Source organism: Streptomyces pacificus (assembly GCF_011766325.1).
Taxonomy (GTDB): Bacteria; Actinomycetota; Actinomycetes; order Streptomycetales; family Streptomycetaceae; genus Streptomyces; species Streptomyces pacificus.
This window is the reverse complement of record NZ_BLLG01000001.1, coordinates 76,781-102,703: the sequence shown is the minus strand read 5'-3', so window position 1 is coordinate 102,703 and position 25,923 is coordinate 76,781. Positions and strand designations below refer to the sequence as shown.

Genomic DNA, 25,923 nt, shown 5'->3' with positions numbered 1-25,923 from the left:
GAACCCACCGGCGACCCGCGTCGCTCCGCCGGGTGGGCACTTCGTGCGCGACCGGAGGTGGCGCACAGTGAGCGCCATGAGGAAGCGATGCGCGCCACTGACCAGGAACGCCGTGATCGCCTCGCTGGTCGCCGGGGCGGTCGCCACCGGCATCGTGGTCGCCGGTACGGGCCGGGACGACCGGCAGCCGCCGCCCGCTCCGGGGCCGGCGGCCCGGACCGTGCTGGCGGAGGGCCCCGGGGCCGCCCTGTCGGCCGGGGAGCTGTCGGCGCTGATCGCCGCCCAGGAGCAGCGGCCGGCGGGGAAGGCAGGCGGCCATCTGCCGTGGGCGGTGCTGGGCTCGGCCTATCTGGCGCAGGGGGCGCTGCTCGGCGACCGCACGGACTTCGGGCGCGCGGAGAGGGCGCTGCGGCGTTCGCTGGAGGCGCTGCCCGGCGAGAAGGGCAACGCGGACGCCCAGGTGGCGATGGCGGCGCTGGCGAACGCCCGGCGGGACTTCGCCTCGGCCAGACGCTGGGCCGAGAGCGTCCGGGCGAGGTCGCCGGAGCAGTGGACGGCGTATCCGGCGCTGATCGACGCGTACAGCGGACTCGGCTCCTACGCGGCGGCCGCGAAGGCCCTGCACACACTGGAGGAGCTGCGGCCCCGCACCGTGCAGACCCTGCTGCGGGGCTCCCAGGTCCACCGCGACAACGGCCGGTACGAGGACGCGGAGGCGCTGGCCGACGAGGCGGTGTCGCGGTCGGGCGGCGGGACGGAACGGGCCCGGGCGCTGTACCGGCTCGGCGAGCTGGCCTGGGAGCGGGGCGAGCCGGGGCGGGCGGCCGCGTACTTCGACACGGCGCTGCGGCTGGAGTCGGGCCATCACCCCTCCCTGGCGGGGCGGGGCCGGGCCTCGGCGGCGCTCGGGCGCACGGACGACGCGCTGCGGGACTACCAGGCGGCCATCGAGCGGGCGCCGCTGCCCGAGTACGCGCTGCGGGCGGGCGAGCTGTACGAGTCGCTGGGGATGCCGGGCGAGGCCCGCGCGCACTACGAGAAGGTGCGCAGGCTGGCCGCGAAGGCCCGGAAGTACGGGGTGAGCGAGGAGCTGACGCTGGCACGGTACGAGGCGGACCACGGGCAGGCGGACTCCGCGGTGCGGCGCCTCGCCCTGGAGTGGAAGCGGGGGCACCGCAGTGCGCACGTCTCGGACGCTCTGGGGTGGGCGCTGCACCGGGCGGGGAGGACGGAGGAAGGGCTGAAGTACCTGAAGCGGGCGACGGCTCCCGGGCTCCGCAGCGCGCTGTCCCTCTACCACCGGGGGGAGATCGAGCGCGCGCTCGGCCGGGACGGCCCGGCCCGCCGGCACCTGCGGGAGGCGTTGCGCCTGAACCCGTACTTCTCGCCGCTCCTGGTGCCTCGGGCGCAGCGGGCGGTCTCGGTGCTGGGCGACCCCCCTCCGGGCGGTCCCGCCGATGTCGAGGGCGAGCCGTGGGCGACGGGCGGGGACCTGCCGCCGGAGGGCGGCGAGACGGCGGAGGACGGCGAACGCACCGCGGATCGCGACCCGGCGGAGGACGGCGAACGCACCGCGGATCGCGACCCGGCGGAGGACGGCGAACGCACCGCGGACGCCGATGAGCGGGCCCCGCGTGACAGGGACGAGGACTCCCCGCCCGGGCCGGGCGACTCCGGGTCGCCCCGGCCCCGCGAACGCGACTCCCGGGAGGCCGGGGAGACTCGGGAACCCCGGGAAGCCGGCGACGCCCGGTAGCCGGGGACGACCAGACGGATCCCGCCACCGGGCACGGGCCGTCGCCGGGCGCCGGGCACCGGGCGCCGGGAAACGGGAAACGGCCGGCGGCCGGCGGCCGGCGGCCGGCAAGCGACCGGTCGCCGGCTGGTGGGTGGGGCCCGGACGGCGGGGCCGCGCGGCCCACGGCCCCAAGGCCCCGCGGCTTTCTACAGGTTCCCGCGCTTCTCCTGCTCGCGCTCGATCGCCTCGAAGAGCGCCTTGAAGTTGCCCTTGCCGAAGCCCATCGAACCGTGCCTTTCGATGAGTTCGAAGAAGACCGTCGGCCGGTCCTGCACGGGCTTGGTGAAGATCTGCAGCAGATAGCCGTCCTCGTCGCGGTCCGCGAGGATCTTCAGCTCGCGCAGGGTGTCGATCGGCACCCGGGTGTCGCCGACCCACTCGCCGAGCGTGTCGTAGTACGAGTCGGGCGTGTCCAGGAACTTCACCCCGGCCGCCCGCATCGCGCGCACGGTGGCGACGATGTCGTTCGTGGCCAGGGCGATGTGCTGGACACCTGCCCCACCGTAGAACTCGAGGTACTCGTCGATCTGCGACTTCTTCTTCGCGATCGCCGGCTCGTTGATCGGGAACTTCACCTTCAGGGTCCCGTCCGCGACGACCTTGGACATCAGCGCCGAGTACTCGGTCGCGATGTCGTCGCCGACGAACTCCTTCATGTTGGTGAAGCCCATGACCTGGTTGTAGAAGGCCACCCACTCGTTCATCCTGCCGAGTTCGACGTTGCCCACGCAGTGGTCGACGGCCTGGAAGGTCCGCTTGGCGGGGGGCTCGACGAGGGGGTCGGCGGCCGCGAAGCCCGGCAGGTACGGGCCGCTGTAGCCGGACCGCTCCACGAGGGTGTGGCGGGTCGTGCCGTACGTGGCGATGGCGGCGAGGACGACCGTGCCGTGCTCGTCCTCGAGTTCGTACGGCTCCTGGATGCCGCGCGCGCCGTGCTCGGTGGCGTACGCGTAGGCGGCACGGGCGTCCGGCACCTCGATGGCCAGGTCGATGACACCGTCACCGTGCTCGGCGACGTGCTCGGCCAGGAACCGGCCCCAGTCGGTGGACGCCTTGATGACGGAGGTGAACACGAACCGGGCGGAGCCGTTGGTCAGCACGTAGGAGGCGGTCTCCCGGCTGCCGGTCTCCGGCCCCGCGTAGGCGACCAGCTTCATCCCGAAGGCCGAGGAGTAGTAGTACGCGGCCTGCTTGGCGTTGCCGACGGCGAAGACGACCGCGTCCATTCCCCTCACCGGGAAGGGGTCGGTCTGCCTGCCGGTGTCAGGGGTGTGATCCAGGGTCTCAGTCATGAGCGCAGACTCCCGCCGATCCACAAGCTGCGCAATAGTTACCGTATTCACTGGACAGTATGCTGGGTCTGTGTCCGATTTGCTCGGACTACCTGTACAGGTTGACTACGCAGGGGGCTGATGTGGCGATCGATCATCTGGACGGCAGGCTCATCGTGCTGCTCGCACGGGAGCCGAGGATCGGGGTGCTGGAGGCGTCCCGCCGCTTGGGGGTCGCGCGCGGCACCGTGCAGGCGCGGCTGGACCGGCTCCGGTCGCACGGGGTCATCCGGGGTTTCGGGCCCGAGGTAGACCCGTCCGCACTGGGCTACCCGGTGACCGCGTTCGCGACGCTGGAGATCAAGCAGGGGCAGGGGGCCGATGTGCGGGCCCACCTCGCCACCGTTCCCGAAGTGCTTGAGCTGCACACGACGACCGGCCACGGCGACATGCTGTGCCGGCTGGTCGCGCGGTCCAACGCGGACCTCCAGCGGGTGATCGACCGGGTGGTGGGGTTCGACGGCATCGTGCGGGCGTCCACCGCGATCGTGATGGAGAACCCGGTACCGCTGCGGATCATCCCGCTGGTGGAGCAGGCAGCGGAGGACGCCCGCTGACCCGGTCCGCCCCACGGTGCCACGGTGCCACGGCCGCGCAGACATCGGGCATGCGGTCCACCGTGACGCGCGGGGCGCAGCGTCCTGCGCCGCACCGACGCGGCGCTCGGACCGCCCCGCGGACCGGGGCCGCACCACGCGCCGGGCCGCACCACGGCCCCGGCGCCACCGGCCGGCACCACCGCTCCGGCACCGCGAGCCGGCACCGTCCGGCGCGCCGGTCAGCACCGCGGGACGTCGCCGCCCTTCTGCAGCGCCCTGAGCGACGACACCGCGTCCGACAGCTCGGTGACCGGGATCAACGTCATGCCCTCGGGCAGCTGCTCCGCGGCCACGGCGCACTCGGCCCTGGGAACGAGGAACACGGTCGCGCCGTCGCGCGCCGCCGCCTGGGTCTTCAGCGCCACCCCGCCGACCGCGCCGACCCTGCCGTCGGCGCCGATGGTGCCCGTACCCGCGATGTTCCGGCCGCCGGTGAGATCGCCGCCCGCTCCGTCGCCCGCGAGCTTGTCCACGATGCCGAGGGAGAAGAGGAGTCCGGCGCTCGGGCCGCCGACATCGGCGAGGTGCAGGGTGACCTTCACCTTCGCGGGGTCCTTCCCGAGGTAGCCCAGGGCGGCGTCCACCGCGCTGTTCTGGGACTTCAGCATCTCGGCGGTGTTGTGCTCCTCGATCTCCTCGTCCGACCGCCCGGAGGGGTAGACGGAGTCGCGCGGCAGCACGGCGCGGTCCCTGCGCACCCAGGCGTCCGCCACGTCGCCGAGATCGACCTCGGCCGAGGGACCGGTCGCCACGATGGTCGTCATCCGCAACTGCCCCTGGGTCTGCCGTACGGGTGCTCCGGAGATGGTGATCACCGGCTTGCCCGTGTCGGTCCCCAGCACGTTCGTGGTCTGCCCGGGCTGGGCCACGGTGAACGGCAGCGGCGCGAGCGCCGCGACCGCGAGCAGCGAGGCGACGGGCAGGGCGCAGACGGCGAGAACCCGGGGGCGGGAGAGACGCGAGAGACGGGAGAGCACCCCCTCAATGTATCGGTCCGGCTCGTCTGCCCCACCGTCCGCCGGTTCAGCGCAGTGCGTCCGCGATCTCGCGTGCCGCGTCCACCACCCGGGGGCCCACCCGCTCGGGGACCGCGTCCGCCAGCATGACGACGCCGACACTGCCCTCTATCCCGGTCACCCCGACGAGCGCCGCGGCGGCCCCGCTGGCGCCCGCCTCCAGTTCACCGTGGGTGAGGGTGTACGAGGGCTCGGCGAGCTTCCCCTGGCGTGCGGCGAGGATCGCCTTCCCCGCGGCTCCGCGGTCCAGCGGGTGCCGGAAACCGGCCCGGTACGCCACGTGGTAGTCCGTCCAGGTCGGTTCGACGACCGCCACCGCGAGCGCCTCCGTCCCGTCGACCAGGGTGAGATGGGCGGTCGCGCCGATGTCCTCGGCGAGGGAGCGCAGCGCCGGGAGCGCCGCCTCCCGGACCAGCGGGTGCACCTGACGGCCGAGCCGGAGCACACCCAGCCCCACGCGGGCCCTGCCTCCCACGTCACGCCGGACCAGGGCGTGTTGCTCGAGCGTGGCAAGCAGTCGGTAGACGACGGTCCGGTTGACCCCGAGCCGGTGGGACAGCTCGGTCACGGTCAAGCCGTGGTCGGTGTCGGCGAGCAGTTTGAGGACACGCAGTCCTCTGTCGAGCGTCTGGGAGGTCTCCGCGGTCACGACGCCCTCTCCTTCGAGGTGAGTGCGGCGGCGCTCTCCCGGTCAGCGGCACCGGTCCCATCGGCGACGCACGGAGAGGCCGCCGGCAGGCCATGGCACACCGGCTGCGCTCCGCGGCGGCGCTGCCACGGGGCGTTTCATGTGCGGGGACAGTAGCGAAGCCGGTTCGCTCAGCGGAAGACCTCGTCCAGAATCCGGGCGCCGCATGCCCCGGCCGTCCGCCGTCGGCAGGAAAACGAGTACGACCAGCGACGTCACACGACACATGCCGCTTCGGACTCCGCCGAAGAGGGACACCGCACCACCCTCGCCACGGCCAGGAGACACGGGAGCGCGACGGGGCCCGGGCACCGGCGTACGCGCCTCCAGGCGCCGCCGACGGAGCCCGGACGCGCCGCGCGCGCTCCTCAGGCGCCGCGCACGCTCACCGCATACGAGTGGCCCACTCCTGCACCTTCTTGATGCGCTCCCGGATCTGGCCCGCCGTCGCCTCCGCGCTCGGCGGCCCCCCGCACACCCTCCGCAGCTCGGTGTGGATCACCCCGTGCGGTTTGCCGCTCTGGTGGACGTACGCGCCCACCATCGTGTTCAGCTGCTTCCTCAGCTCCAGCAGCTCCTTGTGCGAGACCACCGGGCGGCGCTCCGCGGGCAGTTCCAGCAGGTCCGCCTCCGCGTCCGGCTTCCTGCGGCTGTGCGCGATCTGCCGCGCCTGCCGCTTCTGCAGCAGCAACTGCACCTGGTCGGGCTCGAGCAGGCCCGGGATGCCGAGGTAGTCCTGCTCCTCCTCGCTGCCCGGGTGGGCCTGCATACCGAACTCGGCTCCGTTGTACATCACCCGGTCGAAGACGGCGTCGGACTCCAGTGCCTCGAAGGGGAGCATGTCCTGCTCGCCGGTGTCCTCGTCCTGCTGCTTGTCGGCCTCGTCCATCTCCTTCTCGGACTCGGCGTAGGGGTCCTCCTCCCCTTCCTTCCTCGGGCGGTCGAGCGCGTGGTCCCGCTCGACCTCCATCTCGTTCGCGAAGCCCAGCAGCATCGGGATCGTCGGCAGGAAGACGGACGCCGTCTCGCCGCGCCGCCGGGAGCGGACGAAGCGCCCGACGGCCTGCGCGAAGAACAGGGGGGTGGAGATGGTCGTGGCGTACACGCCGACCGCGAGCCGGGGGACGTCGACGCCCTCGGACACCATCCGGACGGCGACCATCCAGCGGTCCTGGTTCCCGCTGAACTCGTCGATGCGCTGCGAGGCGCCCGCGTCGTCGGACAGCACGACGGTCGCCTTCGTGCCGGTGATCTCCCGGATGAGCTTGGCGTAGGCGCGCGCCGAGTCCTGGTCGGCGGCGATGACGAGACCGCCCGCGTCCGGGATGGCCCTCCTGACCTCGCCCAGCCGATGGTCGGCGGCGCGGAGCACGTTCGGCATCCAGTCGCCGCGCGGGTCGAGCGCGGTGCGCCACGCCTGCGAGACGGCGTCCTTGGTCATCGGCTCGCCGAGCCTGGCCGCGACCTCGTCGCCCGCCTTGGTGCGCCAGCGCATGTTGCCGCTGTAGGACAGGAAGATCACGGGACGGACGACGCCGTCGGCGAGGGCGTTGCCGTAGCCGTAGGTGTAGTCGGCCGCGGACCGGCGGATGCCGTCGGGGCCCTCCTCGTAGGCGACGAAGGGGATGGGGTTGGTGTCGGAGCGGAAGGGCGTGCCGGTGAGGGCGAGTCGACGGGTGGCGGGTTCGAACGCCTCCAGGCACGCCTCGCCCCACGACTTGGAGTCGCCTGCGTGGTGGATCTCGTCGAGGATCACGAGGGTCTTGCGCTGCTCGCTGCGGTTGCGGTGGAGCATCGGGCGTACGCCGACACCGGCGTAGGTGACCGCGACCCCCTCGTACTCCTTGCCGAGCGGGCCGGCGCTGTAGTCCGGGTCCAGTGTGATGCCGATGCGGGCGGCAGCGGCGGCCCACTGCTTCTTCAGGTGCTCGGTCGGCGCGACCACGGTGATCTGCTGCACGACGTGGTGGTGCAGCAGCCAGGAGGCCAGGGTGAGCGCGAACGTCGTCTTGCCGGCACCGGGCGTCGCCACCGCGAGGAAGTCACGGGGCTGTTCCTGGACGTACTTCTCCATGGCGCCCTGCTGCCAGGCACGCAGCTTGTTCGCGGTCCCCCAGGGGGCGCGGCCGGGAAAGGCGGGTGAGAGGTGGTGGGAGGCGGTAGTAGACACGGTCTCCGGTTCGAGGCAGGGCTGCGGCGTTACGTACGACAACCGGGCCACCCTACCGGTGCGGCCACTGCCCGGGGGGCCGCACCGGGCTGTGCGGGGACGGGGTGAGACCCGCCTCACAGCGGCGGCCCGGGGCACCCGGGCCCGGGCCCGCCGCCCGTGTTCACGGAGTGCGACGGACGGACGGGGCGGCAATGGGGTTGCCGTGGCCGCTCTACCGGCCCGGCGGGGTTGGTCACCCGATGGTGGCTGACCAGGCGCCGCGCTTGAGGTGTGTGGTGCCGTCCGGGTCGATGCGGACGTGTGCACCGTAGACGGGTAGGCCGCCCTCGCGGTTGAGGCGGTGTCGGATGCGTTCGAGTTCATCCCACAGGCGGCGTGGGCCGCTCTGGTGCACCGTGGGCGGGTCGGTCCACTGGCCCTCAGCGCGCGCCCATGAGCCGTCCGGGTGCAGCAGCCATACCGTGCGCCGGTCTCCGTCGTCCGTGCACCTGTGCTCGATGCCCGGCACGGTGAGTTCGAGCATGGACCACACGTCCCACGCGTCCGGTACGTACAGCACCGGATACCGGCCGGTTGTCACCGCCTCGCCCTCCGCCGCCCTGGCCCGCTCGTACACCGCGTCGAGGCCGGGCGGGTAGTCGTCGCCGAGGCGGGTGGCCATGAATCCGGCCGCGTCCGGCGCGGTACGTCCGATGGCGCCGCCGTCGGGGCTCTTGTCCGCAGTGACGATCAGGCCCGTGCGGGCGAGCGTCGTCACCAGGCGCCCGCCCGGTCTCAGCGCGGCCAGCCACGAGGCGGGAACAACCGGCACGGACACGGTGGACACGATCCGGTCGTACTGGCCGGGCAGGGGGCCGGTGATGTCGCAGACGGCCGTCTGCGGGGTCAGGCCGACGGACGCGAGCCGGTCACTGGCCTTCTCCACGAGTGCGGCGTCTACGTCGATGCTCGTCACGCGCTTGTCGCCGAGGCGACGGCAGGCAAGCGCGGTGCCGTAGCCGGTTCCGGTCGTGACCAACACGTCCGACTCGTCATCGATCACGGCGTGCCGGTACATGGTGACGACCAGCCCCGGCAGCGTTGACGACGATGTGGGGTGCCCGGTGGTGATCTCGGCGCCGGACTCGGCTTCGTCGGCGTGCAGCGGACCGACGCGGTTACGAGCGTGCGGTCGCTGTAGGCCGCCCGCGCCCAGGCTTCGGGGTCGCTGGGGCCGTCCCGCAGTGCCCACCGGCCGCCGTCGTTCGCCCACCAGCGCGGCACGAAGACGTGACGCGGGACGGTGGCGAGCGGCCCGTACCAGCGGGATTCGGGCCGGACCGTGTCGGCCGCCAGACGACGCGCGTGTGTCTCCCAGTCCATGAACAGCCCGCTTTCAGTACTTGGGGTTACAGGCTGGGGTTTCCGCCGGCGAGCAGTCTGAACCGTCCTTGTCGGGATTGCACGCCGTCACCACCCCCGGGGAGGGCTGGCATGAGTCCTCTTTCGGGGTGCACGAGTCCGGGACACAGGTGCCCCCGGCCCTCCGGCGGGGGATGACCGCCATACGGTCGGCCCACTCGGCCCCGTTCAGGATCTCGGCGAGGCTCTGTGTCCGGACCGACCCGCCCGTCAGCCACCGTGACATGACACACGGGGTCACTACGCCGTCGGGGTCGATGGCGGCGCGGTCGCCGCCGCACCGCCCGCACAGTTCGGCCGGGTCGTGGAAGGTGACGCCCGCTGTGTCTCCGTTGCCGATGGCGCGCACCCGGTCGAGGCGGATTTCCCCGGTGACGCCGAGCTGCCGCAGCTCCGCGCGGGCGCCGTCGACGGCCTGCCCGTCAAGGACGTGCACGAGCGAGGCGCGCAGCGGGATACCGCGGCGGACCGCTTCGGCGATGTTCGCGCGGGTGCGGGCGTAGGACCCGCGCCCTCCGGTGATCTTCTCGTGTTCGGCCGCGTTGTCGCTGTAGTACGAGGTGGCCAGGCTCACCCCGGGCCGGTCGAAGGCACGCCACATCGAGGGACGTATGTGCACGAGGTTGGAGAACACCTCCACGCGCAGACCGAGGTTCAGCGCGTGGTCGATGAGCTGCGGCAGGTGGGGGTGAAGGGTGGGTTCGCCGCCGATGTACTGAACCATGGTGACGCCGAGCGCGGCGGCCTGGTCCAAGAGCGTGAACCAGTCCTCGCGGCGCATGGTGCCATGGCTGCCATGCGGGCCGGACGACCTCACGGCGACCTGCCGGGGCGAGGCGATGCGCTGGCAGGCCTAGCACGACCGCGACGCCTTCAAGGAAATCTGGCTGCTGTTCGACAACGAACACGGCCGTTTCCCGCTCTATCCCGGCGAGTCCGTGTGGATCGAGTACGCCTACACCGTCAGTGACGACAAGTGGGGCAAATGGTTCCAGCGTGCCGTCCGTCTGCCCACCGAACAGCTCGAAGTCCAGCTCGCCTTCCCCGCCGACCTCGACCCGGTGGTCTGGGGCACCGAGACCTCGATGACCGCTGAAGCTTCCCCGCTGCGGACCCCGCCCGTTCGCAGCGACGACGGTGACCTACGGCAATTCACGTGGATCACGGCCACACCCGCTCTGCACGCTCGGTACCGTCTTGAGTGGCGGTTCAGGGCACGGCCCGAGCGCAACACGGATCAAGGGGAGTTCAGGTGATTCACTTGCGGCCCAGCCAGCGGATGCGAGGCCTCGGAGTCGTCCAGCACGGCGCCGGCATCCTCGCCGAACCATCCCGCGCCTTCGACCTGCCCGCCGAGCGCGACGAGGCCGAGCGCATCATCGACGAGCTGTTCGCCGCCGTGGAGCGGATCGGTCAAGTCCACCCCTTCGCCAAGGGCATGGGCATCGCCGCCCCGCAGATCGGCATCGGCCGTGCCGCCGCCGCCGTCCAGCCGCCCGGCGACGCACCGGCCATTATCCTGCTCAACCCGAAGATCACCGAACGCTGCGACGAGATGGACGAACAGTACGAGGGCTGCCTGAGCTTCTTCGATGTCCGCGGCCTCGTACCCCGCCCCCTGAAGATCACCGTCAAGACCACGGCCCTGACCGGCGAGACCGTCGCCACCGTGTACGAGCGGGGCCTCGCCCGCCTCATCCACCACGAGATCGACCACCTCGACGGCCTGCTCTACACCGCCCGCATGAGGACTGGCGTCGACCCCATCCCCGTGGAGCAGTACCGGCAGACCGGCCGGGCCTGGGTGTACGAGGGCGCCTGACCGCCCTTCCTCTGGGCAGCGCAGAGGACTTGCCTTTCATGCCTGAAGGCCGCCAAAGTCGACGATGACGGTCAGGCCGAGCGCGAACGGGTCCTCCACGGCCTCCGCAGTGGACGGCTGAACGGTCTTCTCGGTCACGACAGCGGTCATGGCCAACTCCTTCTCAGACGGGTGAACGTGCTCTTGCGGTGGTACGCCGCCCCCGCTCGAAGGCGCGGGACGGAGCTCATCAGCCCTGTGGGCCGCGCAGGACGACGGCGGTCACGCATCCGTCGTCGCACAGGTCGCAGCGGGTGGACTCCGCCCAGCCGTCGCCGAGTCTCGCGATCGCTTCCTCGCGCACACCGCGGTGCGCGTGGTCGGGCTGCTTCTCGTAGATGGGCGTCATGACGTACAGCACGCCGTCAGGGCGGCGCCGTCGGCGCACGTCGGACAGGAACCGGGCCCGATCGAGGAAGGCCATCACCAGGCGGCACACGACGATGTCCACGCTTTCCGGGGCGAAGTCGTTGGGGATCGCGCCGGCGTTGAAGTCGTGCTCGCGGTAGCGCAGCCTCGGGTGGTTGTAGCGGGAACCCCGGCTTCTCATGCCTCATCGGCTGGGACGGGAGCGAGCCCGCTGGCTTCGCCTACGGCGCCCCCGCGACGGCTGGCAGCGAGTGGTGGCGAGAACACGTGACCGAAGAGCCCGAGAACCCGTCGACGTTCTCGCTGTCCGAGTTGATGGTGCGGCCCAGGTGGCGCAAGACCGGCGCAGCAGAGCAACTGCACGAGGCGCTCCTCGCCAGCCGGGAGGAGGCGCTCGCCGTGCTGCTGGTCGACACCACCCATCCGCGCGTGCAAGCCCTGTACGAGTCCTGGCAGTACCGCAAGGTCGGCGAGCGGCAGCCGTTCCCCGACTCTCCCGTCTATGCGGTGATGCTCCGCTCCCTTTCGCCCGCGCTGAGCAGGGTGTCAACCACCGACGGGTGATGGTGTCGCGTGGCATGACCGCATTGCCCTGCTCGTCACGCAGATGCCCACCGTGCGGGAGGCCACCGGCGGGCTGATCAGCGCCCTCCACGGCGTGCGGCTGTGCGGCCCGGTGTCCCCGGAACGCCTCCACATCGCTCCCTCACCAACTGACGCGGCCGGCCGGGGTCGGTCTCCGTCAAACGGCTGTCGCGTCCGGTGCGCCGCCCGGGACGCGCCGCCGCTACGGCGTGGCCACCGCCGCCTGCGGCCGGATCGGGAGGCGGTTGACCGGGCGGCCGGTGGCCGCGCGGACGGCGGCGGCAACGGCGGCCGGGGAGGTGACGACCGGGACGGCGCTGGCCGCCTTCGCGCCGAAGGGGGCGACCACATCACGCTCCTCGACGAGTCTGACGATGCGGATGTCGGGCGCGTCGAGGGCCGTCGGCAGGGCGTAGCCGGTCAGGTCGGGATGGCGGACCAGCCCCCGGGCCGTGCGGAGGTTCTCGGTGAGCGCGGCGCCGATGCCCTGGGTGACGCCCGCCTCGATCCGGGTGGCGAGCTGGGCGGGGTTCAGCACGCGCCCCACGTCCTGGGCGACGGCCATCTCCACGACGCGCACGGAGCCGAGTTCGATGTCGACATCGACGACCGCGCGGATCGCGCAGAAGGCGAGACCGACGAAGGCGTCTCCCTGGCCGTGGTCGTCGAGGGGTTCGGTGGGATGCGGGCGGCACTGCGCGGTGGCCCAGAGCTCCTTGCCGTCCATGGCCTCGGTGACCGTGGTGGACAGCACGCCGTCGTACGAGGTGATCTTTCCGTCGGTGATCTGCAGCAGTTCGGTGGACATGCCGAACTGGTGGGCCAGCGGCTGCAGCAGCTGCGTACGGACCATCTTCGCCGCACGCTCGACCGCGCCGCCGGAGACCCAGGTGTGCCGCCCGTGGGCGGCGGGTCCGGCCGGAGGCTGGTCGGTGTCGACGGGGGCGACCCGCACCTCCTCGATGCCGAGCGTCTCCTGCACGATCTGCCGGGCGAGGGTGGAGAAGCCCTGCCCGGTCTCGACGGCCGCGCAGATGACCGTGGCCGCACCGTCCTGGACCTTCACCGTGGCCGTGGACACCTCGTCGGTCCCCTCCGCCCCGAGCATATGGACCATGCCCAGGGCGTAGCCGACCCCCCGCCGCACCGCGCCGGGCTCGCCCGCGCCCTCGGGTCCGCCGGGCAGCAGCCAGGCGGCCTCGGGGGTGTCCTTGGGCAGCGGCGGGAGGGGGACATCGCGTACGGCCCGCAGCAGTTCGGCCACCGGGGCCGGGCAGGTGACGGTCTGCCCGGTGGGGAGGATGTCGCCGGTGGCGAGGACGTTGCGGAGGCGGACCTCCGCCGGGTCCAGACCCAGCTTGGCCGCCAGTTTGTCCATCTGCGCCTCGTAGGCGGCGCAGACCTGGAGCGCGCCCTCTCCGCGCATATGGCCGGAGGGCGGGTTGTTGGTGCGCACGGCCCAGCCCTCGACGAAGGCGTGCGGCACCACGTACGGCCCGCAGGCGAAGGCGACGGCGGCGGCGAGGGACTCCGACGAGGAGTCCGCATACGCGCCGGCGTCCAGCAGGATCTGCGCCTCCACCTTCAGCAGCCTGCCCTCGGCGCTCGCGTGGTGGCGGTAGCGGAGCAGTGTCGGGTGGCGGTGGGCGTGGCCGAGGAAGGACTCCTCGCGGGTGGCGGCGAGCTTGACCGGGCAGCCGGTACGCAGGGCGAGCAGCCCCAGCGGGATCTGGAAGCCCGGGTCCTCACGGTCGCCGGTCGCGCCGGGCACGCCCGTCACCACGACCTTCACGCGCTCGCTGTCCAGGCCGAAGCAGGCGGCGGCGAGGTCGCGGTCGGTGTGCGGGTCGGTGGAGGCGGTGTACAGCTCGACCCCGCCGTCGGGGCGCGGCACGGCGAGGCCGGCCTCGGCGCCGATGGGGGCCGGGTCCTGGCGGCCGATGCGGTAGAGCCCTTCGACGACGACCTCTCCGCCGGCCTCGGGGTCGCCGTAGCTCAGCGGGATGTGGCGGATGAGGTTGCCGTCGGGGTGCAGCGGCTCGGCGGCGAAGGCCTTCTCGGGGTCGGTGACCGGTTCGAGGACCTCGTACTCGACGGTGATCGCCGCGGCGGCGAGCCGGGCGGTGTCGGGATGGTCGGCGGCGACCGCGGCGATGGCCTCCCCGTGGTGGCGGACGATGTCGGAGGCGAAGACGGGCCGGTCGGCGACCCCGCGTCCGTAGGCGGCGTCGCCTGGTACGTCGGCATGGGTGACGACGGCCCGTACGCCGGGCATCCCGGCGGCGGCGGAGGTGTCGACGGCGGTGATCCGGGCGTGGGGGTGCGGGGAGCGCAGGATCGCGGCCCAGAGCAGCCCCTCGGCCCACAGGTCCGAGGCGTAGGGGAAGGTGCCCTCGGTCTTGGCACGGACGTCCGCCTGCGGGAGGGCGGCGCCGAGGCCGTGAGCGGGCGGGGCCTGCTCCGGACCGCCGACCGCGGGGGCTGCGATGGCCGCGTCGTTGCTCACACCATGCCTCCGTCATGCGGGTGGGGCTGCACACTACCGGCGCCGGGGGGCGCCTGGCGCGGGATGCGGGCCGCGTCCTGGGCCGCTTCACGGCTCCCGTCGCCGGCTTCGGCGGCCGCGGCGGCACTCGCCGCGCGTTCGGCGGCCACCTCGCGCACGGCGTCGAGGACTCCCCGGTAGCCGGAGCAGCGGCAGAGGTTGCCGGAGAGGGCCCGGCGGGTTTCGAGTTCCGTGGGGGCGTGGTTGCCCTCCAGCAGGTCGTGCACGGTCATGGCCATGCCCGGGATGCAGAATCCGCACTGGACGGCTCCGCACGCGGCGAGGGCGCGCTGCACGTCGGAGGGCTCGCCGCCGGCGGCCAGACCCTCGACGGTACGGACCTCGCAACCTGCCGCGGTCGCCGCGGGCACCAGGCAGGAGGCCACGAGCCGGCCGTCGACCTGGACGTTGCAGGCGCCGCACTCACCCTGCGAGCAGCCGTCCTTGGCACCGGCGAGGCCGAGGCGCTCACGCAGCACATAGAGCAGCGACTCGCCGATCCACGCGTCGCTGACGGGCCGGTCGGCTCCGTTCACGCGCAGGACGTACGAACTGTGCGGGTGTTCGTCGTTCGCCGTCGCCGTCGCCGTCGCTGTGGTGGCGGACTCGGCGCCCTCCGCGTCGGCCCCGGACATCTCAGAGGCCGCCGCCTCCTCGGCCGGGGGCGTGTCCGCCGGGTCCTGGGGGACTGGGTCCGGTGGACCCTGCCGGGCCTCGTCGGCTCCCCCCGCTTCAGCGGCACCCGCGGCACCCGGGGCCGCGTCGTCTGCGAAGTCCCGGGTGTCCCCTGTTTCCCCGGTGTTTCCGGTGTCCCGGGCATCCCCGGTATCCCCGGTATCCCCGGTATCCCGGGCATCCCCGGTGCCGCCGGTGCCCCGGGCATCCCCGGTGCCGCCGGCATCCGCGCTCGCGGTAGGGGCGGTCCCCGTGTGGCCGGGCTCGGCAGGGTCCGCTTCCGGACGGTCGGGCTCGTTCGGGTCCGCTGCGACACGACCGGCCTCCACGTGATCGGCCCCCGCGTGACCGGCGTCCGGGTAACCGGGCTCCATAGGACCGGCGTCCGGGTAACCGGCCTGCGGACGGCCTGCTTCGACCGGATCGAGGGGAAACGCCCCGCTCTGGTCCGGGTCGGCTGCGGTCGCGGTTGCGGTTGCGGACGCCTCGTCCCCGGAGCCGGGGTGCATGCCCTCGCCGTGCGGGCCGGGCCCGGCTTCGGTGGGCGGTTCGGGGCGCGGGGCGGCGGATCCGGCCGGCTCGTCCTCGGCGGGATACCCCCCGGTCGCCCAGGGAGCAGGGGCACCGCCGGGCAGGGTGGCGGGGTAGCCGGCTCCCGCCGCCGGCGTGCCGGAGGCCGGCGCACCTCCCCCTGCCGGAGTGCCGCCGTCGGACGTCGTGGCCCACGGAGCGGGGGCACCACCGGGCAGGGTGGCCGGCGGAGTACGGCCGCTCCACTGCGCCAGGGCGGACGCCGAGAACTCGCCCGACTCGTCCGGGAGGTCCCCGTCCGCGACGGGAATGGTCCAGTGGCCGGTCAGGTCTCCCGCCGCCGCAGACCCGGCGGAGCCGGGCGACGGCTCGTCGGCTTCAGCGAACGTCCACTGCCCCGTGGCGTGCGGATCGTGGCCGCCCGCAGCGCCACGGCGGGGCTCGCGGAGATCGCCGCCGCCGTCCGCGCCCTGGCCGCCGACCGGGGAGTCGCCTCCGAGGCGACCGGGAGCGGGGTGCGCCTCGTGCCCGGTGTGCGGCGCCCCGTCGCCGAGCGGCTCCCGGGCATCCCGCGAAGCGCCGTACGGGTCAGGGCCACCGTCCGGCTCCTCGGCACCCCGCGACGTCCCGTGGGGATCCGGGGCCCCGTACGCATCGTGCGGACCGTAGGCGCCGCGGTGTTCGCCGTCCCAGGAGTCCCCGCCGCCCCAAGGGTCCCCGCCACCCTGGGGACCGAGACCGAGACCGAGACCGGGGCCGGGACCGGGTGCGGCAGGCCCGGCATAGGGCCGCTGCCCGGCATCAGACGCGTAGGGGTTCTGCCCGTAGGGGCTCTGGCCGTGGGCGCTCCGGTCGTGGGCGCTCTGCCGCTGCCCGGCCCCCGTAGCCGCCCAGGGGTGCGACGAGCCCGGCGCCCGCTCCGGAGCGGTCCAGCCCGGCGCCTGCCCCTCCTGTGCCGCAGGCGGGATCTGCGGAGGCACATAGCCGTGGCCCGGGGCGGCGAGCGGCGCATCGAGCGGGCCGTCGGACGGCAGCCGGACGAACGCCGTGGCCTCCGCGTCGTACTCGCCGCCCTGCGGGACGGGTCGCCAGGCGCCGCCGTGCGGGGCCGTATCCCGGGACTCTTTCTCCTCGGAGCTCACGACAGTGCCCTCCCCAGCGCTCGTCGAGCCAGCGCGGCGACCACGCGCCGCAGGTGCAGGACCGCGGGCGGCGGTTGCTCCTCGCCCTCCTGGTCCGGGATGCAGGCGGCCGCCACGTACTCGCCGAAGGCCGCCAGCGCCTCGGGGGCGAGTCCGCGCTCACCGTCCCAGTCGATCAGCGAGCCGATCCAGCGCTCCGCCTCCAGCGGGCGCAGCGGCATCGGGGCGATAGCGCCGACAGCGCAGCGCACTCCGCGTCGCGCCGGGTCGAGGACGACGGCGACGGACGCCGTCGCCCGACCGGGGCCGGTGCGCCCGGTGGCCTTCAGGAACACCTGCGGGGCGTGCAGGAGGGGTACCCGTACGAAGCCGACGAGTTCGGCGGGGCCGAGCAGTTCGCGGCCGGCGAGCAGATGGGAGACGGGGACCTCGCGGATCGTCCCGCCCGGTCCCGCGATCACCAGGTCCGCCTCCAGGGCGGCCAGCACCGGCAGGGTGTCCCCGGTGGGGGCGGCGGTGACGATGTTGCCCCCGAGGGTGCCCGCGTTGCGGATCTGCGGAGGTCCGGCGGCCCGGGCGGCGGCGGCGAGCGCCGGGATCAGCGCGGCGAAGTCGGGCCGGCCCATGCGGGAGTGGGTGAGTCCGGCACCGAGGAGGGCGTGGCCGTCCTGGTACTGCCAGCCCCGGATCTCGTTGATACGGCCGAGACCGACGAGGCCCGCGGGCCTGAGCCGGCCCTTGTTGACGGCCGCCATCAGGTCCGTGCCCCCGGCGACCGGCACGGCGGCGGGCATGGCGGTGAGTGCCGCCACGGCCTCGTCGAGCGAGGCCGGCAGCGTCACGGACTGCGCCGCGTGCGGTGCGTGCGTGGTCAACCCAGCTGCCCCTTCCCGGTGTCCCGGCTGTCCGTTTGTGTTGCCGTACCGTACGTGCTCACAGGCCGGACGTGGCAACTCTGGCACATCTTCCGGGCGGTCCGGCGCCGAGGTCCACGAAGGACGCATCCGCACCGGACCTCCCGGGACAAGCGAAATGCTCGAAATGGCGCGACATTGCCGTCACAGGCGGTTTACCGGTCGAAGGCATTCCTTGTACGACTATTTCCCACGGGTGTTCACGGTCCCAGGGAGCCGGATCGGCAACAGCCCGTTGGGGCAGTGCTCACACGTTTGGGGGTGCCCCCTCGATCGGGCGTCCGAGCACACCCGCTCACCTCGGTGCCACGACAGCGGGCCGGGGCGGGTAACGCCTGTCAAGGCCGGGGGCCCGGGTCGCCCGGGTCGAGCGGGGGTGGGGCGCAGGGGTGGGGCGCAGGGGTGGGGCGCAGGGGTGGACGATCGCGGCCGGCCGACCGGGGCCGCACGCACGTCGCGGCCTCCCGCGATGATCACGCGAGAGGCCGCGCCCCGCTCGGGGTCAAGCGCCGCTATTTTCGGCCGTCTTCGGCGAGGGTGTGCGCGACGAGCGCGTTGGCGTGGCCGTGGCCCAGTCCGTGCTCGGCCTTGAGCCAGGAGACGAGTTCCCCGTGACGGATCAGGGGCGAGGAGCGGATCAGGGCCTTCCACTCGGCTATCGGGCGGCCGTACTTCCGCTCGATCGAGGGGAAGTAGCTGGCCGGGCCCTTCGGTTGTTCGGTCATGCCTGACGTGTTCCCATCCGTTCGCAGTCGGTGGTTCCGGAGTGCCGCCCTGCCCAAGCGGCAGGCGGGAAGGGGGGGTTGCTACCGGCCCGCCGGCGGCGCCGCCGCCATCAGCCGGGCGGTGACCGCGGTGAGCCAGAGGAGGCCGAGCCCGGCTCCCACGGTGAAGGCCAGGACACCTACGGACGAGCCGGCGAAGCCGGCGAGGACCGCCGCGGGCGCGATCCGGGAGGCGACGGCCCAGCCGCGGCGGCCCTGGGCGGCGAAGTGCCGGGCGAGTACGAGAAAAGCGGCACAGAGCGCGAGGTAGCCCACCATGCCGCTGAACATGTGGACGGCGCCGTGCACGCTCGGGGAGACGGCGCGGGCCTCGGGGGCACCGGCAGGGAATCCGGCACCCGGGTCGGCGGTGAACACCCCGGCGAGCAGGAAGGATCCGCCGAACACGCCGATCAGCCGCGGAGCCCAGGTGCCGCCGGGCGTATCGCGCAGCGCCCGGCCCGTCCCGGCCGCTCCGGCGAGCAGCAGGACGCCCGTGAGCAGGAAGGCGGCGACCTGGATCCATCCGAGGTCGCCGAGGCTGAGCTGGCTGAGGGCGTTGCGGGTGAAGTCGAAACCGTCGCGGGTGAGGCCCTGCATCAGACCGGCACCCAGGAAGAGCGGGCCGGCCGCGGCAGCGCCCGCCAGCAGGGACCGGGCCGGGGGCCGGGCCGGGGCACACCCTGCGCTCGGGGCGCTGATGGTCCGGGTCATGCGATGTCCTCCTCGACGGAACCCCTACGGAACTGGACGGTGTGGTACTGAGCGGAACTGGACGGTACAGTACCCACACGTGAACTGGACTGTCCAGTACCGGACTTGGGAGGCGGCGTGGAAACAAGCGGGCACGGCCGGTCGGCGCTGAAGCGTCAGGCGATCCTGGAAGCCGCGACCAGCGCCTTTCTGAGCAGCGGCTACTCCGGCACCAGCATGGACGACATCGCGAGACTGGCCGCGGTGTCCAAGCAGACCGTCTACAAGCACTTCTCCGACAAGGAGAAACTGTTCGCGGAGATCATCCTGGCCACCACCGACCGGGTCGACGGCATGGTCGATCTGGTGGCCCGCTTCCCGGCCGACGCCGACACCCTGGAAGAGGACCTGACCCGTCTCGCCCGCCAGTTCCTGGCCGCGCTCACCCACCCCCGGGTACTTCGACTGCGGCGCCTGGTCATCGCCAACGCGGACACCTTCCCCGAACTCGGCGCCGACTGGTACGAGCAGGGCTTCGAGCGGGTCCTGGCCACCCTCGCGGCCACCTTCGAGCACCTCGCCGGGCGCGGACTGCTCCGCATCGACCAACCGCTGCTGGCCGCACACCACTTCTCCGGCCTGCTGCTGTGGATCCCCGTGAACAAGGCCATGTTCTACGGAAGCCCCCAGTACACCGAGGCCGAGCTCGACCACTACGCCACGGCCGGCGTGCGGGCGTTCCTCGCCGCCTACCGCTGACCGCCCCCGCTCACCGCCTGCGGCCGGCCGCACACCGGTCCCGACGCACCCTCACCCTGCGACCACCCGAGCGCTCGAGCACCCGAGCACCACATCGCCGCGGACCGCGAACCACGTCGCCGCGAACCACGTCGCCGCGAACCACGTCGCCGCGGACCGCGGTCAACCGGCCCTCCGCCCTGATCCGCCGGCCGCCCGGCGGCCGCTGAGCGACGGGGCGACCCGCCGGGCGGTCCGCGCCCGGCACCGGGGAGAACCGCGCCGCGGGACCTGCCAAGGCCCGGTGGCCGGGCCGCACCCGCGGGCACGGCGCCGCCGCCGCGGCCGCACTCAGCGGCCTGCCACGTGAAACGCCCGGCGGGGGAACCCCCGACCGGGCGTCTGCACGAACTGCTCACGGCCTGATCAGACCGACTCCGGCACCGACTCCAGCACCGGCTCCGGCACCGGGCCAAGCACCGGAATCCACCCTTCCGGGTGGGGCCGCCCCCGAACCGGAAGGCAAGTCCGGGACCGGGGGACCCGCCGCCGGGTTACTTCTTGTCCTTGCCGCCCTTGTCCTTGCCGCCCTTGTCCTTGTCCCCGCCGGGGCCCATGGACTCGTAGATCTCCTTGCACATCGGGCACACCGGGTACTTCTTCGGGTCGCGTCCCGGCACCCAGACCTTGCCGCACAGTGCCACCACGGGAGTGCCGTCAAGGGCGCTCGCCATGATCTTGTCCTTCTGGACGTAGTGGGCGAAGCGCTCGTGGTCGCCGTCGCCGTGCGACACCTGGGGTGTCGGTTCCACGAGGGTGCCCGTACCTGCCCCGCGCTCGGGCTCGAGAGTGCTCATAGCTGCCAAGGGTACTCAAGCCGCGCGGATTCAGTTCAGCGAAGGGTCGTCCGGATAGGTGGCCACCATCGCGAGTTCGCTGCGCTGCCGGCGCAGCACGGACCGCCACAGCGACTCGGGCCGCGGGGAGGACACGTCACCGGGCTCGGACTCCACCACGTACCACGCGCCCTCGCCCAGCTCGTCCTCCAGCTGGCCCGGGCCCCAGCCCGCGTACCCCGCGAAGATCCGCAGCGAGCCGAGGGAGGAGGCGAGCAGTTCCGGCGGGGCCTCCAGGTCGACCAGGCCGATCGCCCCGTGGACCCGGCGCCAGCCGAGGGGGCCCTCGTCGCCGGGGATCACGGCCAGGCCGAGCGCCGAGTCCAGGGAGACGGGACCGCCCTGGAAGACCACGCCGGGCTCGCCCGCCAGCCCGGCCCAGGTCTCCAGGATGTCGCCCACGCCGACGGGGGTGGGCCGGTTGAGGACCACACCGAGCGATCCCTCCTCGTCGTGGTCGAGCAGGAGCACCACCGCTCGGTCGAAGTTGGGGTCCGCGAGGACCGGAGTGGCGACGAGCAGCCGCCCTGTGAGGGAGGACACCTCGGTCATGGGAGACATGATCCCGCATCTTCGCCCTCCACGGGGAGCGGGCATCCCGGTCCGGACCGACGCAGCTCAGGGCGCACCGCTGCAGCGGGAGGGCGCGCCTGCCGGAACAAGCGGACGGTGACCCTCTGCAGGCACGCCGGAACAGAGTGCATTGTGCCGAATTCATTACACCCGAGGGGTGCCCTTGGCCCTACGGGACGGGGGTAGGAGGGCCTTAACCTTTTCTCTGGCCCTGCCCGACCTCCTCCCCGGGGCTCCCTGGGGGGACCCTCCGGAACGCGAGATTCATGACCGGCACAGACGATGTACTGCTTGTCCACGGCGGAACCCCGCTGGAGGGCGAGATCCGCGTCCGCGGCGCCAAGAACCTGGTGCCGAAGGCCATGGTCGCCGCGCTGCTCGGCAGCGAGCCGAGCAGGCTGCGCAATGTGCCCGACATCCGCGACGTGCGGGTGGTGAGAGGGCTGCTGCAGCTGCACGGTGTGACGGTGCGGCCGGGCGAGGAGCCAGGTGAACTGGTGCTCGACCCGACGTATGTCGAGAGCGCGAACGTCGCGGACATCGACGCCCACGCCGGTTCCTCGCGCATCCCGATCCTGTTCTGCGGCCCGCTGCTGCACCGGCTCGGGCACGCCTTCATCCCGGGCCTGGGCGGCTGCGACATCGGCGGCCGGCCCATCGACTTCCACTTCGACGTGCTGCGGCAGTTCGGCGCGAAGATCGAGAAGCGGGCGGACGGACAGTACCTGGAGGCCCCGCAGCGGCTTCGCGGATGCAGGATCCGGCTGCCGTACCCGTCGGTCGGCTCCACCGAGCAGGTGCTGCTGACGGCCGTGCTGGCCGAGGGCGTCACCGAGCTGTCGAACGCGGCGGTCGAGCCCGAGATCGAGGACCTCATCTGCGTCCTGCAGAAGATGGGCGCGATCATTTCCATGGACACCGACCGGACCATCCGGATCACCGGCGTCGACCGCCTCGGCGGCTACACCCACCGGGCGCTGCCGGACCGTCTGGAGGCGGCTTCCTGGGCATCGGCGGCGCTGGCGACCGAGGGCAACATCTACGTGCGCGGCGCGCAGCAGCGGTCGATGATGACCTTCCTGAACACCTACCGCAAGGTCGGTGGCGCCTTCCAGATCGACGACGAGGGCATCCGCTTCTGGCACCCTGGCGGCTCCCTCAACGCGATCGCCCTGGAGACGGACGTGCACCCCGGCTTCCAGACGGACTGGCAGCAGCCCTTGGTGGTGGCGCTGACGCAGGCGGCCGGCCTGTCGATCGTGCACGAGACGGTGTACGAGTCGCGGCTGGGCTTCACCTCGGCACTCAACCAGATGGGTGCCCACATCCAGCTGTACCGGGAGTGCCTCGGCGGCTCCGACTGCCGCTTCGGCCAGCGCAACTTCCTGCACTCGGCCGTCGTGTCCGGGCCGACGAAGCTCCAGGGCGCGGATCTGGTGATCCCCGACCTGCGCGGCGGCTTCTCGTATCTGATCGCGGCTCTGGCGGCGCAGGGGACGTCCCGGGTGCACGGGATCGACCTGATCAACCGCGGCTACGAGAACTTCATGGAGAAGCTCGTGGAGCTCGGCGCCAAGGTGGAGCTGCCACGCGGCGCGGTCGTCTGACCGCAGCCTCTGCACATGGTCGTCCGGCCGCGGTCATCCGGCCGTGGCCGCCGGCCCCCCGGGGACCTGACAACGGGTCACGGGTGCAAAGAGCCCATGGGGCGCGTGAGCACACGGGGCACACGGGTGGACCGGGCGCACGGTGCACGGGCAACAAGGTGCACGGGAACACCCGGGAGCCCCGCCAGCGGAGTGCGCCGGACCGGCAGCGGCCTGACGTCGGGCCGACACGGGGCGGCGTCAGGGCGTCGCCGGCCCGGCGCCGGGGCGGTGGAGGGGCAGCGCCGGGGCGCGGTGGAGGGGCGCCGAGCGCCGGTGGTCGCGGGGCGGCCGGGCGGACGCCCGGCGGGACGGGGTGGCCGGGCCCCGGAGAGCCGGACCGCCCGAGGGTCCGGCGGCCACGTCAGCTCCCCGACGCCGTGCGCCGGAGCACGGACCGCCGGCGTCCGGACGCGGCAGACCGGAGCCGGGCCTCCACCCCCCGGGACGGCACGAGGGCGGCCACCCCCGAAGGGAAGTGGCCGCCCTCGCCTCCCGGGCCTACTTGCCCTTCGCGGCTTCCTTGAGCTTGGAGCCCGCGGAGACCTTCACGCTGAAGCCGGCCGGGATCTGGATCGGGTCGCCGGTCTGCGGGTTGCGGGCGGTGCGAGCGGCACGGTGGGTGCGCTCGAAGGTCAGGAAACCGGGGATGGTGACCTTCTCGTCGCCCTTGGCGACGATCTCGCCGACGACCTCGGCGAAGGCGGCCAGCACAGCGTCGGCGTCCTTGCGGGTCACCTCGGCACGGTCGGCCAGCGCGGCCACCAGCTCACTGCGGTTCATGTTCTTACTCCCGTGTTCTTCTTGCCTGTGAGGCGTGAGATCGAAGCCGATGCTGCCAGGGCCCTCGGACAGTTCCCCGGACCCGGGTCTGCTGTCAGACCCTCGCGCCCAATTGAGCATCCTGCCCCCACCAGCGGCGGGAAAGCCAATCCGGCACCCTCCGGAGTCACACGAAAAGCGCCACTGGCTTGTTCCGGTGACGTTCCGTCGACTCCCTGCGGACTCCGTGAAGCCGAAACGGCCGGAGGAAGCCCGCCGGAGGTGGGTCCTCCGAGGTCGCGCGGCCCTTCGCGGGCTCATGGTCCGCCACCCTACGGGCGGTCTTCCGGGCCCGCGAACCGCGACGCGCCGGTCTCGCACCATGCCCGGCCCACACCGCGCCCGCGACCCGCCGGGCTCAGACCTCGCCCGCGCCCGACACCACCGCACCCGCCGCCCGCGCCGCGTCCCGGACGGCCCCGGCGACCGCGCCCGCGACCTTGTCGTTGAAGACGGACGGGATGATGTAGTTCGGATTGAGCTCGTCCTCGGTGACGACGTCCGCCAGCGCCGTGGCCGCGGCCAGCATCATCTCCGTGTTGACCGTGCGCGACTGCGCGTCGAGGAGGCCGCGGAAGACACCGGGGAAGACCAGCACGTTGTTGATCTGGTTCGGGAAGTCGCTGCGGCCGGTGGCCACAACGGCCGCGGTCTGCCGGGCGATCGCCGGGTCGACCTCGGGGTCGGGGTTCGCCAGCGCGAAGACGATCGCGTCGTCCGCCATCGCGGCGACGTCTTTGGGGCCGAGCACGTTCGGGGCGGAGACCCCGATGAACACATCGGCGCCGCGCACGGCCTCCCTCAGTGTGCCGGTGACGCCTTCGGGATTGGTGTTGTCGGCGATCCACCGCAGGGCCGATCCGGGTACGGCGTCCACGAGGTCCTCGCGGCCGGCGTGGACGACGCCGTGGATGTCGGCGACGACGGCGTGCTTGACGCCCGCGGCGATGAGGAGTTTCAGGATGGCGGTACCGGCCGCGCCGGCGCCGGACATGACGACCCGGACATCCCCGACCTCCTTGCCCACCACCCGCAGTGCGTTGGTGAGCGCGGCGAGCACGACGATCGCGGTGCCGTGCTGGTCGTCGTGGAAGACGGGGATGTCGAGTGCCTCGCGCAGCCGTGCCTCGATCTCGAAGCAGCGGGGGGCGGAGATGTCCTCCAGGTTGATACCCGCGAAACCGGGGGCGATGGCCCTGACGATCTCGACGATGGCGTCGGTGTCCTGGGTGTCCAGGCAGATCGGCCAGGCGTCGATGCCGGCGAAGCGCTTGAACAGCGCAGCCTTGCCCTCCATGACGGGCAGGGCGGCCTTCGGGCCGATGTTGCCGAGGCCGAGTACCGCGGAGCCGTCCGTCACGACCGCGACGGAGTTGCGCTTGATGGTGAGACGGCGGGCGTCCTCGGGGTTCTCGGCGATCGCCATGCAGACCCGCGCCACACCGGGGGTGTAGACCATCGAGAGGTCGTCGCGGTTGCGGATGGGGTGCTTGGACTGCATCTCGATCTTGCCGCCGAGGTGCATGAGGAAGGTCCGGTCGGACACCTTGCCGAGGGTGACGCCCTCGATGGTGCGCAGCTTCTCGACGATCTCGTCGGCGTGCGTGGTGGACGTCGCCGCGATGGTGACGTCGATCCGGAGCTTCTCATGTCCGGACGCCGTGACGTCGAGACCGGAGACCGAGCCGCCGGAGGACTCCACCGCCGTGGTGAGCTGCGAGACTGCGGTTCCGCTCGCGGGCACCTCCAGCCGGACCGTCATCGAGTACGAGACGCTGGGCGCCGTTGCCATGGCCGAGTTCCTCTGCTTTCCCTAGCTTCGTTGCCGCACCGCCCGGTGAGGACCGGGGCGGGGCCATCCGATGGTCGCACCTACCTGCCAGTAGCAGGTAATACTGTGCGTTTTGACCTCGGAAAATACTTTCCACCATACGAGAAATCATGGATGAGCAGAGGAACGGGCAGACGAAGAGGTCCGCCTCACCGTGGTGAAGCGGACCTCCTCCGCACGCGCTGTGACACCGACCCGCCATGCTCGCCTCGCGGCAAGTGGTCCCTCGAAGGGACGAAGGTTGGGCCCGGGGGCTTGGATCGGGCCGGTGCCGTACACAGGCTAACAAACAGTCCCGGAAGGTGATTCCCCCTTGGCGAGTCGGCCCTTCC

Annotated in this window: 21 protein-coding genes and 2 pseudogenes; 7 read left to right on the top strand and 16 right to left on the bottom strand. The window is 72.6% G+C overall.

Features of this window, described 5'->3' with window-relative positions:
• Positions 1-76 precede the first annotated feature (76 nt).
• Complete coding sequence (locus SCWH03_RS00410) at positions 77-1,756, top strand: tetratricopeptide repeat protein (protein ID WP_254076469.1); 1,680 nt, start codon at positions 77-79, stop codon at positions 1,754-1,756.
• Positions 1,757-1,944: 188 nt separating this feature from the next.
• Here the strand turns inward: SCWH03_RS00410 and hppD are convergent, their stop codons facing one another.
• Positions 1,945-3,090, bottom strand: coding sequence for a 4-hydroxyphenylpyruvate dioxygenase (gene hppD, locus SCWH03_RS00405; RefSeq protein WP_173260433.1), 1,146 nt, complete (start codon positions 3,088-3,090; stop codon positions 1,945-1,947).
• A 122-nt stretch (positions 3,091-3,212) separates the two neighbouring features.
• Between hppD and SCWH03_RS00400 the strand changes: the two genes are divergently transcribed.
• Positions 3,213-3,686, top strand: coding sequence for an Lrp/AsnC family transcriptional regulator (locus tag SCWH03_RS00400; protein ID WP_173260431.1), 474 nt, complete (start codon positions 3,213-3,215; stop codon positions 3,684-3,686).
• Between the two features lie 221 nt (positions 3,687-3,907).
• Here SCWH03_RS00400 and SCWH03_RS00395 read toward each other — a convergent pair whose 3' ends face one another.
• From SCWH03_RS00395 to SCWH03_RS00375, 5 genes and pseudogenes are all read right to left on the bottom strand, one after another.
• Entirely contained in the window at positions 3,908-4,705 is a 798-nt protein-coding gene (locus tag SCWH03_RS00395) for a S16 family serine protease (RefSeq protein ID WP_173260430.1), read from the bottom strand.
• Between the two features lie 46 nt (positions 4,706-4,751).
• Complete coding sequence (locus SCWH03_RS00390; RefSeq protein ID WP_173260428.1) at positions 4,752-5,393, bottom strand: IclR family transcriptional regulator; 642 nt, start codon at positions 5,391-5,393, stop codon at positions 4,752-4,754.
• A gap of 424 nt (positions 5,394-5,817) precedes the next feature.
• Complete coding sequence (locus SCWH03_RS00385) at positions 5,818-7,602, bottom strand: DEAD/DEAH box helicase (protein ID WP_173260425.1); 1,785 nt, start codon at positions 7,600-7,602, stop codon at positions 5,818-5,820.
• Between the two features lie 235 nt (positions 7,603-7,837).
• Positions 7,838-8,967: pseudogene (locus tag SCWH03_RS00380) on the bottom strand (methyltransferase domain-containing protein).
• 13 nt (positions 8,968-8,980) lie between these two features.
• Positions 8,981-9,823, bottom strand: a complete 843-nt coding sequence (locus tag SCWH03_RS00375; protein ID WP_272491036.1) for a radical SAM/SPASM domain-containing protein — start codon at positions 9,821-9,823, stop codon at positions 8,981-8,983.
• A 121-nt stretch (positions 9,824-9,944) separates the two neighbouring features.
• Here SCWH03_RS00375 and SCWH03_RS00370 point away from each other — a divergent pair, with 121 nt between their 5' ends.
• Positions 9,945-10,262 (top strand): hypothetical protein, encoded by a 318-nt coding sequence (locus SCWH03_RS00370; protein WP_216854699.1) that lies wholly within the window; start codon positions 9,945-9,947, stop codon positions 10,260-10,262.
• Positions 10,259-10,828 (top strand): peptide deformylase, encoded by a 570-nt coding sequence (locus SCWH03_RS00365; protein ID WP_173260421.1) that lies wholly within the window; start codon positions 10,259-10,261, stop codon positions 10,826-10,828. The genes SCWH03_RS00370 and SCWH03_RS00365 overlap by 4 nt, the downstream gene beginning before the upstream one ends.
• A 229-nt stretch (positions 10,829-11,057) precedes the next feature.
• Here SCWH03_RS00365 and SCWH03_RS00360 read toward each other — a convergent pair whose 3' ends face one another.
• Positions 11,058-11,417: a methyltransferase domain-containing protein gene (locus SCWH03_RS00360; RefSeq protein ID WP_173260411.1), complete on the bottom strand. Its 360-nt coding sequence runs from the start codon at positions 11,415-11,417 to the stop codon at positions 11,058-11,060.
• On the opposite strand from SCWH03_RS00360, the pseudogene SCWH03_RS00355 reads away from it, so the two are divergent.
• A pseudogene (locus tag SCWH03_RS00355) lies at positions 11,399-11,800 on the top strand (GNAT family N-acetyltransferase); the annotation flags it as partial. The gene SCWH03_RS00360 and the pseudogene SCWH03_RS00355 sit on opposite strands and share 19 nt — an antisense overlap.
• A 223-nt stretch (positions 11,801-12,023) precedes the next feature.
• On the opposite strand, the gene SCWH03_RS00350 reads toward SCWH03_RS00355, so the two are convergent.
• From SCWH03_RS00350 to SCWH03_RS00330, 5 genes are all read right to left on the bottom strand, one after another.
• Positions 12,024-14,327, bottom strand: a complete 2,304-nt coding sequence (locus tag SCWH03_RS00350; RefSeq protein ID WP_173260408.1) for a xanthine dehydrogenase family protein molybdopterin-binding subunit — start codon at positions 14,325-14,327, stop codon at positions 12,024-12,026.
• Positions 14,324-16,714: a 2Fe-2S iron-sulfur cluster-binding protein gene (locus SCWH03_RS00345; RefSeq protein WP_173260404.1), complete on the bottom strand. Its 2,391-nt coding sequence runs from the start codon at positions 16,712-16,714 to the stop codon at positions 14,324-14,326. The genes SCWH03_RS00350 and SCWH03_RS00345 overlap by 4 nt, the downstream gene beginning before the upstream one ends.
• Entirely contained in the window at positions 16,711-17,589 is an 879-nt protein-coding gene (locus SCWH03_RS00340; RefSeq protein WP_173260402.1) for an FAD binding domain-containing protein, read from the bottom strand. Before SCWH03_RS00340 ends, SCWH03_RS00345 begins: the two co-directional genes overlap by 4 nt.
• 551 nt (positions 17,590-18,140) lie before the next feature.
• Entirely contained in the window at positions 18,141-18,353 is a 213-nt protein-coding gene (locus SCWH03_RS00335; RefSeq protein WP_173260400.1) for a DUF4287 domain-containing protein, read from the bottom strand.
• 81 nt (positions 18,354-18,434) lie between these two features.
• Entirely contained in the window at positions 18,435-19,106 is a 672-nt protein-coding gene (locus SCWH03_RS00330; protein WP_173260398.1) for a DUF998 domain-containing protein, read from the bottom strand.
• Positions 19,107-19,223: 117 nt separating this feature from the next.
• Between SCWH03_RS00330 and SCWH03_RS00325 the strand changes: the two genes are divergently transcribed.
• On the top strand, positions 19,224-19,844 hold the full coding sequence (locus tag SCWH03_RS00325; RefSeq protein WP_173260396.1) for a TetR/AcrR family transcriptional regulator: 621 nt from the start codon (positions 19,224-19,226) through the stop codon (positions 19,842-19,844).
• A gap of 533 nt (positions 19,845-20,377) precedes the next feature.
• Here the strand turns inward: SCWH03_RS00325 and SCWH03_RS00320 are convergent.
• Complete coding sequence (locus tag SCWH03_RS00320) at positions 20,378-20,680, bottom strand: DUF3039 domain-containing protein (RefSeq protein WP_173260394.1); 303 nt, start codon at positions 20,678-20,680, stop codon at positions 20,378-20,380.
• A gap of 30 nt (positions 20,681-20,710) precedes the next feature.
• The gene (locus tag SCWH03_RS00315) at positions 20,711-21,271 is read right to left on the bottom strand and encodes a YqgE/AlgH family protein (protein WP_173260392.1); all 561 of its coding nucleotides are present in this window, start codon (positions 21,269-21,271) and stop codon (positions 20,711-20,713) included.
• Positions 21,272-21,558: 287 nt separating this feature from the next.
• On the opposite strand from SCWH03_RS00315, the gene murA reads away from it, so the two are divergent.
• Entirely contained in the window at positions 21,559-22,899 is a 1,341-nt protein-coding gene (gene murA, locus SCWH03_RS00310; protein WP_173260389.1) for a UDP-N-acetylglucosamine 1-carboxyvinyltransferase, read from the top strand.
• A gap of 540 nt (positions 22,900-23,439) precedes the next feature.
• Here murA and SCWH03_RS00305 read toward each other — a convergent pair.
• Positions 23,440-23,721 carry an HU family DNA-binding protein gene (locus SCWH03_RS00305; RefSeq protein WP_173260387.1) on the bottom strand — a complete coding sequence of 94 codons (282 nt, stop codon included), beginning with the start codon at positions 23,719-23,721 and terminating at the stop codon, positions 23,440-23,442.
• 397 nt (positions 23,722-24,118) lie between these two features.
• Positions 24,119-25,552, bottom strand: coding sequence for an NAD-dependent malic enzyme (locus tag SCWH03_RS00300; protein WP_173260385.1), 1,434 nt, complete (start codon positions 25,550-25,552; stop codon positions 24,119-24,121).
• Positions 25,553-25,923: the final 371 nt, after the last annotated feature.